Source organism: Marinobacter sp. GH_1 (assembly GCF_048595985.1).
GTDB lineage: Bacteria > Pseudomonadota > Gammaproteobacteria > Pseudomonadales > Oleiphilaceae > Marinobacter > Marinobacter shengliensis.
In genome coordinates, this window is sequence record NZ_CP184460.1 from 2,055,601 (window position 1) to 2,070,129 (window position 14,529).

At 59.0% G+C, this 14,529-nt stretch carries 11 protein-coding genes; 10 read left to right on the forward strand and 1 reads right to left on the reverse strand.

The genetic code is table 11. The features are described 5' to 3' along the window. The first annotated feature begins 5 nt into the window (after positions 1-5). The 8 genes from ACNSOI_RS09360 to ACNSOI_RS09395 are packed head-to-tail and all read left to right on the forward strand — an operon-like array spanning position 6 to position 7,919. Positions 6-1,649, forward strand: coding sequence for a hypothetical protein (locus tag ACNSOI_RS09360; protein WP_420195659.1), 1,644 nt, complete (start codon positions 6-8; stop codon positions 1,647-1,649). Beyond that, a complete protein-coding gene (gene bamD, locus ACNSOI_RS09365; protein ID WP_420195660.1) occupies positions 1,646-4,432 on the forward strand; it encodes an outer membrane protein assembly factor BamD in 2,787 nt (928 codons plus the stop codon). Before ACNSOI_RS09360 ends, bamD begins: the two co-directional genes overlap by 4 nt. Continuing rightward, positions 4,425-4,916, forward strand: a complete 492-nt coding sequence (locus ACNSOI_RS09370) for a tetratricopeptide repeat protein (protein ID WP_420195661.1) — start codon at positions 4,425-4,427, stop codon at positions 4,914-4,916. The genes bamD and ACNSOI_RS09370 overlap by 8 nt, the downstream gene beginning before the upstream one ends. Continuing rightward, positions 4,913-5,248: a hypothetical protein gene (locus ACNSOI_RS09375; protein WP_138436276.1), complete on the forward strand. Its 336-nt coding sequence runs from the start codon at positions 4,913-4,915 to the stop codon at positions 5,246-5,248. The genes ACNSOI_RS09370 and ACNSOI_RS09375 overlap by 4 nt, the downstream gene beginning before the upstream one ends. A 25-nt stretch (positions 5,249-5,273) precedes the next feature. Next, positions 5,274-5,921 (forward strand): MotA/TolQ/ExbB proton channel family protein, encoded by a 648-nt coding sequence (locus ACNSOI_RS09380; RefSeq protein WP_061331107.1) that lies wholly within the window; start codon positions 5,274-5,276, stop codon positions 5,919-5,921. 42 nt (positions 5,922-5,963) lie between these two features. Continuing rightward, positions 5,964-6,494 carry an ExbD/TolR family protein gene (locus ACNSOI_RS09385; RefSeq protein ID WP_061331108.1) on the forward strand — a complete coding sequence of 177 codons (531 nt, stop codon included), beginning with the start codon at positions 5,964-5,966 and terminating at the stop codon, positions 6,492-6,494. Further along, a complete protein-coding gene (locus ACNSOI_RS09390; RefSeq protein ID WP_420195662.1) occupies positions 6,491-6,979 on the forward strand; it encodes an ExbD/TolR family protein in 489 nt (162 codons plus the stop codon). Before ACNSOI_RS09385 ends, ACNSOI_RS09390 begins: the two co-directional genes overlap by 4 nt. Continuing rightward, positions 6,972-7,919 (forward strand): AgmX/PglI C-terminal domain-containing protein, encoded by a 948-nt coding sequence (locus tag ACNSOI_RS09395; RefSeq protein ID WP_420195663.1) that lies wholly within the window; start codon positions 6,972-6,974, stop codon positions 7,917-7,919. The genes ACNSOI_RS09390 and ACNSOI_RS09395 overlap by 8 nt, the downstream gene beginning before the upstream one ends. Positions 7,920-7,931: 12 nt before the next feature. Here ACNSOI_RS09395 and ACNSOI_RS09400 read toward each other — a convergent pair whose 3' ends face one another. Continuing rightward, a complete protein-coding gene (locus ACNSOI_RS09400; RefSeq protein ID WP_420195664.1) occupies positions 7,932-8,417 on the reverse strand; it encodes a MaoC/PaaZ C-terminal domain-containing protein in 486 nt (161 codons plus the stop codon). A gap of 234 nt (positions 8,418-8,651) precedes the next feature. Here ACNSOI_RS09400 and ACNSOI_RS09405 point away from each other — a divergent pair, with 234 nt between their 5' ends. Continuing rightward, the gene (locus ACNSOI_RS09405) at positions 8,652-10,328 is read left to right on the forward strand and encodes a long-chain fatty acid--CoA ligase (RefSeq protein WP_061331112.1); all 1,677 of its coding nucleotides are present in this window, start codon (positions 8,652-8,654) and stop codon (positions 10,326-10,328) included. Between the two features lie 218 nt (positions 10,329-10,546). Next, positions 10,547-14,407: an ATP-dependent RNA helicase HrpA gene (hrpA, locus tag ACNSOI_RS09410; RefSeq protein ID WP_420195715.1), complete on the forward strand. Its 3,861-nt coding sequence runs from the start codon at positions 10,547-10,549 to the stop codon at positions 14,405-14,407. Positions 14,408-14,529: the final 122 nt, after the last annotated feature.

Below are 14,529 nucleotides of genomic sequence, written 5' to 3' on the forward strand. Positions count from 1 at the left end.
CGATCATGACGGGACCTGTTCGCACCGTTCATTGCGCTGCCCGGGCTTTGCTGGTGTTTTGTACCCTGGCGGTGCCTCAGGCAGGCCCATCCGAGTCTGTGCCGACAGAGCTGGCCACTGGTGTTACCCGGTTTGCGCTGGATACCGGTAATGTCGCACGGGCTATTCCTCTGGCTGGCCAAGTCAAAGGCGATTCCGCCGACTACCTGAGCGCGCGAGTGTTGCTGGCCAGTGGCCGGACCAGCGAGGCGAAACGGTTGCTGGAGCGTGTGTTCAACAGCAACGTTCATCGCGCCGAAGCCGCTCTGGAGCTTGCCCGACTGGCAGAGGCGGGAGGGAATCAGGTCGAAGCTGACCGGTGGTATCAGGAGGTCGTCCGAACCGGATTTGGCGAGGTTCGACAAAGAGCACTGCTGAACCTTGCGGAAACACAGCGGCAGCAGGGAAAAGCGGATCGTGCCGGCCAATACCTTGCCAGCATGGACGACGGTTACTGGGCCGCAGTGGGCTATATGAACCTGGCGGGCGATTTTGCCCGGGATGACCTTGATCCATCAAGGGCCCTGGTGTCTTTGAGGGTTGCCATGGCCATGGCCGCGAAAGACCCCGATAGTGCCCGTAGCGCGGATCTGCGCGATCAGCTTTATCTCCGGGCAGGCTATTTGTCTGTGCGCAACCAGGATTACGACAAGGCCACTGACTTCCTTGAGAAAGTCTCTCTGGAGAGCTATTACACCCCCCAGGCCTTGTACCTGCATGGTTTTGCCTTGTCCGAAAAGGGCAATCACCGGGCGGCGATGCAGAGCTGGCACCGTGCCAAGAAATTCCCGCTGGCGTTTCCCGGGGTGGCCGATGCCTGGATCGGAATGGGCCGTGGATACGATCTGGCGGGTTATCCGGGGCAGGCCGGTGAAGCCTGGCTTGCTGCCAACGCAGCTTACGAAGGGGAGCGGGTAACGCTCGGTAAGCTCGCAGAGCGAATCCGTGCTGAAGGTGCCTACAAGGCTCTGGTGGCAGACGCACGGGGCGCTGATACCCAATGGTTCCTTGCCGACAGCCGAACGTTGACCCAGCCCCGGCTGGCTTACCTCCTTCGCTTCCTTGAGAGCGCCGAGGGGCAGGCGGCGGTTGGCCGGGTAGCCCGGCTTGATGATCTGGCGTTCTCGCTGGAGAGCAGCAAGCATGATCTCGACGTATTTATCGGCGCCCTGGAAAACAACCATCATGGTGGTGGGGGCGGCCAACGGGCCGCGTTGCAGGAGCAGCAAGACACGTTAACCCGGCAACTTGAACAGCTTACGGATCGCCCATTGAGTGCAGATCATATCGCCCGGCTCCGGCAGCTGCAGCGTTTGCTTCAGTCTGGTGGGCAGCGTCTGTCGTCCTTGCCCCGTCGTGAAGCCGGCAGGCAAGAGCAGTTGCGGGACAACCTTGCCGAGGCCCGGCAATTGCGGGACGAGATATCCAGCCTGCAGACCCGAGTGAGCAAAGCCCGCGCCCGGGCTGCTGAATACCTTGATGAAAAGGCGCTGGCCCTGGTTGCTGCTGAACAGCAGCGTATGGCCCACTCCCTGGATAAAACCGAACAACAGATTGCGCACCTCTACGAGTATCTTGCGCTGGAAAACATCGGGGAGGCTGCCCGATGAATCGTCACTTTATGCGTCGGTTGTCGCTCGCTGTAATCCTGATATCTGCAGTTCCGGGGGGGAGTGTAGCGGCCCAGGAATCTTTCCGTGTGGAGCTCGGCAGGGATGGCGAAACACTGGGCGATATGCGCCCGGTGTTTCTCAAGTTTGAGAGCCGCCCCCTGCCTGCAATCTCGCCGAAAGAGGTGGCTCGTCGCTATCAAAACCTGTTCGAGAAGTCCGACGAACCTGAAGTCCGTATTGATGCGCTGAATCGCCTCAATAACATCCGCGACCGTTCCGGCCAGGATATTGGCTTCTCGGATGAGCAGCAGTCGGCGGTCTATGAAGAGGCTCTGGCCAGCTATGAGAGCATCCTGGCCCGTGGATCCTTCTCCGGCAAACTCGACGAGTTGCTCTATCAGATGGCCAAAGCCCATGCACTGACTGGACAACATGAAGAGTCCATCCAACGACTCAAACAGCTGGTGGGCCTGTACCCTCGCTCATCTCTGGTGCCGGAAGCCCGATTCCGGATTGCCGAAGCTGCCTATAACGCCGGCGAGTACCAGAAAGCGGAGACCGGTTATCGGCAGTTGATTGAAGGTGACGGTCACCAGGACCTGGCCATGAAAGCCCGTTACATGCTGGGTTGGAGCCAGTTCAAGCAGGGGCCCGCGGCCTGGAACCGGTCGGCGGAGACGTTTATGGCATTGCTGGATCAACACCTGCCCAGCGAAGCCACGTTGCTTGACCCGCCGCAGACTGGTCTGGACATGATTGAAGACAGTTTTCGGGTGCTGGCTTTGATGGCCGCCCGGTCTAACAATTCTGAGACATTGGCCGCGTGGCTTGGCAACCGTGAGCCAGTGGCCTGGCCGCACCTCCTTTACGATCGGCTGGCAGATTTGCACGCCCTTGAAGGGCGTTTTGATCTGGCCGTTGGCATCAACCAGGCGTTTGCCGGGAACTACCCCGAGCATTCAGCCGCCCCGGATTTCCTGGCTCAGAGTGTGGATTACTGGCGGATGGCGGGCGACACCAGTAAGGCTCGAGAAGCGAGGGCAGACTATGTGGCCCGATACCAATCACAGCCAAAGTTTCAAGAGTTGAAGGGCCAACAGCAGGCTCTTTGGCGGGACTATGCACGCTTCCTGGGGGATTACCATTATGCCGCACAGGATTGGACCCTTGCGGCTGGCTACTATGAAGTACTTGCAGGCCACTCCGGCGACACCGGCAAACTGTTGCACCTGGCCGGCGATGCCCGGTTACAGGCCGGCAACCGCGACAAGGCTCTGGAGAACTATCGCAGCGCCGCCTACGGCGCCGGCCAGCAGCAGTACCCCGATGCGGCCGAGGCGGGTTGGGCTGCTATCAAGGTGTTGAGATCGACCCTCGAGGAGAGCGCTGCCGGGGCAGCCAGAGGCGTCTTGGCGGAGTTATCCAGTGAGGAGCAACAATTCGGCAAAACCTTCACGCAGGACACCAGGCTTTCAGGTTTGAGGGCTGACCTGGCAAACCGCTGGTACGAGGTTGGTGCCTACGATGAGGCATTGGCGTATGCCCGATCGACGCTGGTTCTTGAATCGGCAAAGACCGAAGAACGGTATGCCACCTGGCTGGTGACCGCCCGGGTACGCCAGAGAACCGGGGAGTTCGGGCTGGAAGAGAGGGCCTGGCGACAGGCGCTGTTGCTGGTGGACAAGGCGCCTGATCTGGCCACAACTCCGGACGAACCGGAACAGATTCGTGAGCAGCTGGCGACGGCCATCTACCGGCAAGGTGAGAGGGCGGCAGCCAGTGGCGACACTGCCGTGGCAGTCGCCCATTTCCAGCGTGTGAATTCCGTTGTGCCCAATACCGAGATTGCCATCCGGGCGCGCTTTGATGCCAGTAATGCATTGCTCAAGGCTTCTGAATGGCAAACGGCCATTAACGAGCTGAACCGTTTCCGGCTCGACTACCCGGCCCATGAGCTCACGGAAGAGGTCAGTGAAAAGCTGGTCTACGCCTACCACGAATCCCGCCAACCTCTGAAAGCAGCCGGTGAACTGATGGTTGCCTCTGAACGTGCGCAAGATCCCTGGCCGTTGAAGCTACGCGCTGCGGCGCTCTATCACCAGGCCGGCGAGTTGCCCGAGCGCAATGCCCTGTATGTGGATTGGCTGGCGGTTGCTCCGGATCCGGATACGGCGGCTGACCATGTGCAGCAGCAAACCATGCGCCAGAGGTTGATTGAATCCGGTGTTGATGCCGCGCGCCAGCAAAAAGCGCTGGTCACCCGTGAGGCGGCGAGCCAGTGGCACTCAGAAGAAACCCTGCTGTGGGCCGGCAAGGCGGCCCTGGCCCTGGGCGCTTCGGTGGCGCAGGAATTTGCTGCCATCCGCCTGGAACACCCCTTGGAGCGGGCACTTGAACGCAAGCAAAAGGCAATGGAGCAGGCCCAGGCCTATTTCCTCGAAGCGGAATCCTTTGCCGGAGAAACTGTGGCATCAGAGGTGCTATATCGAAGGGCCGAGCTCTATCGCACCCTGGCGGCAGATTTAATGGCTTCTGAGGTACCGGCAGAACTCAATGAGCTGGAAGCCATGCAATACCAGATGCTTCTGGAAGAAGAAGCCTGGCCGATGGAAGAGCGGGCAATGGAATTGCATTCCAGGAATCACGGGCGCATTGCCAGCCAGGGTTTCGATGAATGGATTGGTCAGAGCCTGGAGGCGCTGGCCGTGATGCACCCGGGGCGTTACGACCGTGAACTTCGCTGGATGAGCTGGAACATGGAGGAGAACGAAGGTGCATAGAGGCTTTCACTACGCGAAACGTGCCCTGATCATCTCGGTGCTGGCGGGTTTGACCGCTTGCGCTACTGGCCCCGGCAAAGCCCCCGAGCGGGCCGCGGTACAGCCCGTGCATTCACCGGAACAGGCGAGAGAATGGGCCATAAAGGGCGTGAACGCCCATGAGAACGGCGACATCCCCGGGGCCATCAAGGCCTGGCAGACCTCGGTGGCCCTGGACCCCAGCGACGCGACAACGGTCAATAACCTGGCGCTTTCGCTGAAACAGCAAAACCGTTTCCGGGACGCGGCCAACCTGCTGGAACAGGGCGTGGAGGCGGCTCCGGAGGTTGCCCAACTGCATTACAACCTGGCGGTGATCAGTGAGCTTTATCTGCTGGATCTTGATAAGGCACTGGTCCATTACCAGCGATACAGGGCGTTGACCGGTGAGGAAGACAAGCTGGTCGCCGGCTGGATTGCCGACCTTGAGCGGAGGCTGCAATGAGCATCGGCCGGAATCTTCTTCGCCTCTGCCTGGTTGTGCTGGCCAGTGGTTTGTTCCAGGTGGCCACGGCCGAAGACCGGGAGCATTCCGCCCTGACCGTGAGCGGTTTGTCTGCAAGCGTGGGGGACGATGACCCCAGGGTACTTTACATCCTGCCCTGGCAGAACCCGACGTTGCCCAGACGGCCCAGGGCAGAACTCAATAGCCAGGCGCCGGAGCTTAACCAACCCCTTTCCCCCCAGGTACTGGAGAATCATCGCCAGTTCCGGGAATCCCTGAACCCATTGGTCCTGGAGCCAGCCGTGAATGCGGCTGGTCCGGGCCAACCGTGACCCTGCAGTAAACGGAGACAAAGGCATGCTCGATACCATCATTCGATTTTTTCAGGACGGCGGTCCATTCATGTACCCCATTGCCATTGTGTTGGCGCTGGGGCTGGCGATCACGCTTGAACGGTTTCTGTATCTGGGGTCGGTGCGGCGGCGAAATCGTCTGGCGTTTGAGCGCGGTATTCTGCCCGCCCTGCAAAAACGGGACTACCAGCGCGCCATGAAGGCGGCAACCAGTTCCGACAGTGCCATTGCCTCGGTGCTCGGGGCGGGTATTTCCCGGTTGTTGAATAACAGCCGCCGTGAAGATATCGAATACGCCATGGAAGAAGGTTTGATGGAAGTACTGCCGCGCCTGGAAAAGCGCACTCAGTACCTGGCAACCCTGGCCAATGTGGCCACTCTTTTGGGCCTGCTTGGTACCATCATTGGCCTGATCGCTGCGTTCACCGCCGTTGCCGCAGCCGATCCTGCCCAGAAGGCCACCTTGTTGTCGGAAAGCATCTCGGTAGCCATGAACACCACCGCCTTTGGCCTGATATCCGCCATTCCCTTGCTGTTGTTCCACGCCTTGCTGCAAACCCGAACCAATGAAATCGTGGACAGTTTCGAGATGGCCGGGGTCAAGCTGTTGAATATGGTGTCAGATCCCGACGCCGGCAGGGTAGCCGCCTGATGCACTTCGTGTTTCAGCCAGTGTAGACAGGAGTATGGCGATATGAGACGCAGACATCGCAGGCTGACGGCTCAGGCGGATCTGGACATTACCGCGTTTCTGAACCTGATGATTGTGCTGGTACCGGTGTTGTTGCTGGGCATGGTATTCACGCAGATCCGCATGATAGAGCTGAATTTTCCGGGGATGGAAGCCGGGCAGGCGCCAGCCTCTGAAAATTTCCGGCTGGTGGTCACTGTTATTCCCGGTGGCCTGGAAGTGGCCGACAGTGAGCGCGGGCTGATTGAAGTGCTTCCGGTCAAGGATGGCGGCCAGGACTACCAGGGGCTCAGCGCCCTTCTTCAGCAGATCAAAGCCCGTATGCCCGAAAAGACCGACGTAACCCTGGAAGTAGGCCCGGATGTGGATTATCAGACACTGGTAACCGTTATGGACACAGTCCGCTCTTACCCGGCAGTGGTTGCCGCCAGCGTGGTGGAGGCTGAGTTGTTCCCGGATGTGTCCCTGATGGATGCAGGCGAAGATCGTACCCTTGCGCAGAGTGCGTCAGCAGCAGACGGGGGTGGCGTATGAAGGCATCGCGTCGCGCCCGTCTGCGCCAACGCCATTACGGCAGGATGCATAAGGCCGGTGGCCTGAACCTGGTGTCGCTGATGGATATCTTCACCATTCTCGTGTTCTTTCTGATGGTGAATTCCTCCGATGTGAAGGTAATGCAGAATACAGCAGACGTGCCTTTGCCCACCTCGACGGCGGACAAAGAAGCCGTGGAGAACCTGACCGTGCAGGTCAGTGGCCGGTCTATTCTGGTTCAGGGCCGGGAAGTGGCGAGGCTGGACGGCATTGAGGCCTCGGACACTCACATTGCGGGCCTGTCTGAGGAGCTGGCGTATCGACGGGGCCGATGGGCGGAAGTGCCAGATCAGGGACTGGAAGTCACCATCATGGCGGGGAAAGAGACGGACTACCGGTTACTGCGCAAGATCATGCAAACCTGCGTGGACGAGGATTTCCGGCAGGTCCGGCTGGCGGTAGAGGGGGAGGTGCGCAATGGCTGAACGCAAGCCAGGCACACAAATTTCCCGCCTTCCCTGGAGCAGAGATGGATGGGAGAGCGCGCGTTTCGGTGTGATACTCGCAGTCATGCTTGCGTTGTTTCTGGTGCCGGCGCTCATCATTCCAAACCTGCAGGTGCCCGAACGGGAACGGTCGGAAGCAGAGCGCATTCCGCCGCGGCTGGCGCAGTTGGTGGAGGCGCCAAAACCCGTTGTAGTTGAAGTGCCAGAGCCAGAGCCAGAGCCCTCGCCGGAGCCTGAACCCGAGCGGGCGGAAGCTGAACCGGTCGTGGCCGACCCGGAACCCCGTCCGGAACCCAGGGGCTCGGCACCCCCGGAGCAGACCACTGAACAGGCGAGGGAAAATGCCGCACGTTCTGGTTTGTTTGCCATGAAAGACCGGCTTGCGGCACTGAAGGCGCCAGAGCCCTCAGCCCGGCCCGAGAATCGAACCGCCAATATTGGTGATGCACAGGCAGAGGTGCAGCAACCGGAAGGCGACCGCTCCAGGGTGTTAGCCGGCAGTGGCGGCGTCCAGAGCCGTGAGGGGCCAGCCAGGGAAGTAGCGCTCGCAGAGCAGACGGTGCAAGCCGTCTCTGCGCCTCAGGAAGACGTAGCGGTTGCCCCGGCGACCCAGGGCAGGCCCACGGTAGGTGAGCGGGCCATGAGCAATATACGGCAGGTGTTCGATGCCCAGAAAAGTGTGCTTTATGCCCTTTACCAGCGGGAACTGCGACAGGACCCGACGCTCGAAGGAAAGGTCACGCTGGAGCTGGTGATAGAGCCGGACGGCTCAGTGTCCGCATGCCAGGTGGTCAGCTCAGAGCTGGGCAACCCGGCTCTGGAGCAGCGCATTGCCGTGCGGGTACAGATGTTCAACTTTGGCGCAGACAATGTCGAGACCCGGAAGGTTCGGTTCCCGATCGATTTCCTTCCGGGTTGACAGAACCCGACCTCAGCTTTCGATAGTAATTTTCGGCAGGCGTGGCTTTTGCAGTGAGATTTTCTCGGTGGGGGCGATGACCTTCGCCTCGCCGGTCACCACCTGGCTGTCATTCTGATTGCGCACATCGCACTGGAGTACCACGCGGTTCTTCGGTTCTTTGCGTACTACGGTGAGGGTGACGGTCAGGGTGTCGTCCAGTTTGACCGGGCGCTTGAAGGCAAGGCTCTGCTCAAGGTAAATGGTGCCGGGTCCGGGCATGACCGTGGCCAGTGCGGCAGAAATCAGAGAGCCACTCCACATTCCATGGGCAATGCGCTCTTTGAACATGGACTCCGCGGCAAACTCGGAGTCCAGGTGTACCGGGTTCACATCCCCCGACACCGCTGCAAACAATACCAGCTCATCTTCGGTCAGTGTCCGGGTGAAGGTGGCAGAGTCGCCCTCGTTCAATTCGTCATAGGTAATATTTTCAAGGGTATCCAGGGTGTCGCTCATCACAGACTCCGGTGACGGAAGAAGTGTTTGAAAGGGGTATACAGTTGTACCGTTTAACGCTTCGAAAACTACCTCATCGTTAACAAAACTGCTATTCTCTCCGGACTTTTTAAGGCTGAGACTTTTGTCGGGTTGATTTTTTGACCAGCTCGGCCTTGGCAAAACATTACAATCAGGGAGTTTCTGAACCCATCCGGTTGCTCCCCAATAGCGCCAATCAGACAGGAGATGGTGATGGATTTTGAGCAGTTCTATCAAGACAAGTACCCCGCCGGCATTCCCCGTGAGGTAGATCTCAAGAAATACAAAAACATGGTGGATGTATTTGAACAGGCTGTTAAGAAGTTTGCAGACAAGCCTGCGTTCACTGCGGTTGGCGTCACCCTGACATACCGGGATCTTGATACTCAGAGCCGTAATTTTGCGGCCTGGCTGCAGAACAAAACCGATCTCAAACCGGGTGATCGCATTGCGGTGCAAATGCCCAACATTACCCAGTACCCGGTGATTGTCTTCGGTGCCATGCGTGCTGGCCTGATCGTGGTTAACACCAACCCGCTGTACACCACCCGTGAAATGGAACACCAGTTCAACGATTCCGGTGCCAAGGCGCTGGTGGTGCTGGCCAACATGGCAGACAACGCGGAAAAAGTGCTGCCCCATACCGGCATTGAGCACGTGATCGTGACTGAAATTGCCGATATGCATTCACCCATCAAGCGTACCTTGATGAACGCTGTGGTGAAGCACGTCAAGAAGATGGTTCCGTCTTACAACCTGCCGACTGCCCACAAACTGCCGGCGGTGCTCAGTGCCGGTGCCCGTGAGAAGTTCACTCCGGTTGACATCAATCTGGACGACCTGGCTGTACTGCAGTACACCGGTGGCACTACGGGTGTCGCCAAGGGCGCGATGCTGACCCACGCTAATCTGGTGGCCAACCTGACCCAGGTGCGCCCGATGATGGAAGACCAGGTAGAAGAGGGCAAGGAAGTGGTGATTGCACCGCTGCCGCTGTACCACATCTACTCGTTTACCCTGAACTGCGGCATCATGCTGGAAGCCGGCGCCCACAACGTTCTGATCCCGAACCCGCGCGATATTCCGGGCTTCGTGAAGGAAATGCAGAAGCAGAAGTTCTCTGCTTTCATTGGCCTGAACACCCTGTTCGTGGCCCTATGTAACAACGAGGACTTCCAGGATCTGGATTTCTCCGGCCTGAAGCTGACGGCTTCTGGTGGTATGGCGCTGACCAGCGATACCGCAAAAATGTGGGAGCGGGTGACCGGTTGTGAAATCAGTGAAGGTTACGGCATGACTGAAACCTCTCCGGTGGTTACCTTCAACCCCCGCAGCGCTATCCAGATCGGCACCATCGGCCTGCCGATCCCGTCCACCGTGGTTAAAACCATCGACGACGACGGCAACGAGACACCCATCGGTGAGCCCGGGGAACTGTGTGTGAAAGGCCCGCAGGTGATGCGTGGTTACTGGCAGCGCCCGGAAGACACCCAGAAGTCCTTCACTGACGATGGCTTCCTGAAAACCGGTGACGTGGCACTGATCCAGGAAGATGGCTACATCCGCATTGTTGATCGCAAGAAAGACATGATCATTGTCTCTGGCTTCAACGTGTTCCCGAACGAGATTGAAGACGTGGTAACCAGCCATCCGAAGGTGGTTGAGTGCGCCGCTGTAGGTATCCCGGACGCCAAGAGCGGCGAGGCCGTCAAGGTCTACGTGGTGCCCACGAAAGACGGTGTCACCGCAAACGAACTCAAAGAGTTCTGCCGCGAGCGCCTGACCGCCTACAAAGTGCCCAAGCACTTTGAGTTCCGGGACGAGCTGCCCAAGAGTAACGTGGGCAAGATTCTGCGCCGTGAACTGCGGGACGAAGCCAACGCCAAGTAAACGGCGCATGGTGCAACCCTTAGGTTGAACTGCTTCCCACAAAGACCCTGCTCAGGCAGGGTCTTTGTGTTTCTACCGTTTGGATTTCCCGCTAGACTGTGGCGCCTTGTGATGCATCCATCAATCCATGAGTCTGTTGCCGTTCAATGACTGACAAAACAACGCCCGATAACGCCCAACCCACGGCTGCTGATCCTCAGGCGGCAGTGAAGGCCTTTATGAGCCAGCTGGATGTCTGTAACCAGCAGGAAGCGGCGCGCATTATCCGCAGAGTGGGCCGAACCAAGGGCAAGCCGGGCCAGAAAGACCTGGAACAGATGGCGAACTGGTTGGAACAGGGGCTTGAGAAGGTGCGCCAGCGTCAGGCGCTGCACCGCCCAGCGAGTTTTCCGCCGGGACTACCGGTCAGTGATCGGGTGGACGACATCAGCGAGGCCATTCGTCATCATCAGGTGGTGATCATCGCCGGTGAAACCGGCTCCGGTAAAACCACCCAGATTCCGAAAATCTGCCTGAACCATGGCCGTGGCGTTCGTGGGCTGATTGGCCACACCCAACCGCGCCGGATCGCCGCGCGCAGTGTCGCCGCCCGTATCGCCGAAGAGCTTGGTGAACAGGTTGGCCAGCAGATCGGTTACCAGGTGCGCTTTACCGACAACACCTCGGAGGCGTCCCGGGTCAAGGTCATGACCGATGGCATCCTGCTGGCGGAGATCCAGCACGACCGCTTTCTGGATCGTTATGACACGCTGATTATCGATGAGGCCCATGAACGCAGCCTGAATATCGATTTCCTGCTCGGGTACCTCAAGCAACTGTTACCGAAACGGCCGGACCTGAAGATCATTATTACCTCCGCCACCATCGAGGTTGATCGCTTCAGCGAATTCTTTGACCAGGCGCCGGTAATCGAAGTCAGTGGCCGAACCTTTCCGGTGGATGTCCGCTATCGGCCCCTGACCGGCGATGAAGATGACCGTGACCAGGGTTGGACCGACGGCGTACTGTCAGCCCTTGAGGAGATCGAACAGCACGAACGCAAGGAGAAGCAGCCCCCAGGAGATGTGCTGGTGTTCCTGCCGGGTGAGCGGGAAATACGGGCGCTCAGTAAAGTGCTGCGGCATGCGGAGCTGCGACACACCGAAGTATTGCCGTTATATTCCCGGCTCAGTAACCAGGAGCAAAACCGCGTTTTCCAGGCTCACAAAGGCCGGCGGCTTGTGTTGTCCACCAACGTGGCGGAAACCTCGCTGACGGTACCCGGCATTCGTTATGTGATCGATACCGGGGTTGCCCGTATCAGCCGTTACAGCGTTCGCTCCAAGATTCAGCGGTTGCCGATCGAGCCGATCTCCCAGGCCAGCGCCAACCAGCGGGCGGGGCGTTGCGGGCGGGTGGCGCCAGGTATTTGTTTTCGGCTCTATGATGAAGCCGATTTTCTTAACCGGCCCGAGTATACCGACCCGGAAATCCTGAGAACCAATCTGGCCTCGGTCATCCTGCAAATGGCCACCTCGGGCCTGGGCGATATCCAGAATTTCCCCTTCCTGGAAGCGCCGGATCGCCGACAGGTGAACGACGGCTACAAACTGTTGGAAGAACTGAGCGCTGTCGACGACAAGCGCCGAGTGAGCCGTCTCGGCCGGACCATGGCTCGCCTGCCACTGGACCCACGCCTGGCACGGATGCTGGTGACCGCAGCAGAGCAGGGCAGCCTGAGCGAAGTCCTGATTGTGATTGCCGGCCTCAGCGTCCAGGACCCGCGAGAGCGGCCCCAGGATAAACAGCAGGCAGCCGACCAGGCCCACGCCCCGTTCAACGACAAGGAGTCAGACTTTGCCACCTTGTTGAATATCTGGAACTGGTTTGAGGAGCAACGCCAGGAGCAATCCCAGAACCAGCTAAAGAGGCTTTGCCAGAAAACCTTCCTGAGCTGGATGCGAATGCGCGAGTGGCGGGATATTCACCGGCAACTGACGTTGATCTGTCGGGAGCAGAAACTGGCACTGAACAAGCAGCCGGCAAGCTATGAGTCCATGCACAAGGCGATTCTTGCCGGTTTGCTGGGCCACGTTGCGGTCAAGGTAGAGAAGCGGGAATACCTGGCCACTCGAAATCGGAAAGTGATGATTTTCCCCGGTTCAAAGGTGGCCAAGTCCGGGCCCAAGTGGATTGTGGCGGCGGAAATTGTGGAAACCAGCAAGGTATTCGCCCGCATGGTTGCTGCTATCCAGCCGGAATGGGTTGAGCCCCTTGCAGGCCATGTCGTAAAGCACCACTTTTTCGAACCCCACTGGGAGCAGAAACGAGCCCAGGTGATGGGTTACGAGAAGGTGACTCTGTATGGACTGGATATTGTCGCCAAGCGGCGCATTCCCTACGCCAAGGTAGACCCGGAAGAATGCCGGAATCTGTTCATCCGGCGCGCCTTGGTGGAGGGGGATTACCACTCAAAAGCTCCGTTTATTGCCCGCAATCGGGAGATGCTCGATACCGTCGAGAACCTGGAGAAGAAAACCCGCCGTCGTGACTTGTTGGTGGATGACGAGGTGTTGGTGGCCTTCTACGACCAGAGGCTGCCGAAAGACATTGTTAGCGGTCGCCACTTTGAAAGCTGGTGGAAAGGCCTGTCTGCCGACGAACTTCGCAAACTGGAGCTGACCGAGGCCGATGTCTTGCAGCGCCCGCTGGACCAAGGCGCAGCGGAGCAATATCCGGATTATCTGGAGTGGGAAGGCGTTAAGTACCCGCTCAGTTACGAATTCGAGCCCACCAGCGAGCGGGACGGGGTAACCCTGCAGGTGCCGTTGATGGCGCTCAAGCAGATTCCGTCACGCCGGCTGGAATGGCTGGTGCCGGGGCTGTTGCGAGAAAAATGCATCGCCCTGGTGAAAGGGTTGCCCAAATCCCTGCGCCGTAACTTTGTGCCGGTTCCGGATTTCGTCGATGCCGCCCTCGCCAACATTCAGCCTGGCAACGAGCCCCTTGCCCTGAAACTGGGGGATCAACTGCGCCGGATGACCGGTGTGCAGATTGATCCGGAAGCCTGGCCGGAGGACGAATTGCCCCGGCACCTGCGGATGAACCTTCGGGTAACCGGAGACAAAGGCAAAGTGGTGGCAGAGAGCCGGGATACCGACGATTTGCAGGCCAAGCTGGAGGGTCGGGCGGAAGCGGCGCTGGCCTCGGCTACCAGCGACGATGATCGTTCGAGAGCACCGAAAGAATTCAGTGACTGGCAGTTCGGCAATATGCCCGAGGTGGTGCAGACCGAAAAAGGCGGTATGCAGGTAACCGTCTATCCCGCCCTTGAGGACCTGGGCAAGCAAGTACGGTCCATTCGCTGCCTGGACCGGTTAACCGCTGAGGACACCATGCGCCGGGGTATTGCCCGGCTGATCATCAACCGGTTTGGCAACACCCTCGCGGACCTTGAGCGCAAGCTGCCCCGGTTCAAACAGTCCGCGCTGATGTTTGCCCCGGTAGGACAGGCGAAGGTGCTGCTGGACGATCTGTTGTTGTCTGCGGTGATGCAACACTTCCTGCCCGGAACCCTGCCCAGAGACGAAGAAAGCTTTATCCGAGTGTTCGATGCCCACCGCGGGGATTTTATTCCGGCGTTAGAGCAGGCCGACGAACGCCTTTACCAGGCTATGGCCGGTTACCAGAAAGTGGCCAAACAGCTCAAGGGCAAAATTAACCTGGCGCTGGCGCAGAGCATGGCAGATCTGAAATTCCAGCTTCAGCACCTGGTCTATCCGGGCTTCCTGGTGGCCACGCCATCCCAGTGGCTGGAACGCTTCGGGGTGTATTTCGAGGCTGCCTTGATTCGCCTGGAAAAAATGCCCAGGGAGATGGGCCGCGAGCGCGAATTCCTGCACACCATTGAGCCACTATGGGCCCGCTACGCCACCAAGCTGGAACAGCAGAAACGCCAAGGTGTGCGGGACCCTGAACTGGAGCTGTACCGCTGGATGCTGGAAGAATATCGGATCTCATTCTTTGCCCAACAACTGGGCACGGCGATGACCGTATCGGCCAAGCGACTCGATAAACAGTGGCAGAACACACGGGTGTAGGGCCTGAACAGGGTGCTTCTCGGGCCAGTGTGAGGGAGGGCTGCACTGTTCTGGTGCTACTGGACTTTGGTCAGGCGGGCAATTCCGGCCGTGTGTGTTAGTATTTCTGACAGCATAGTGTC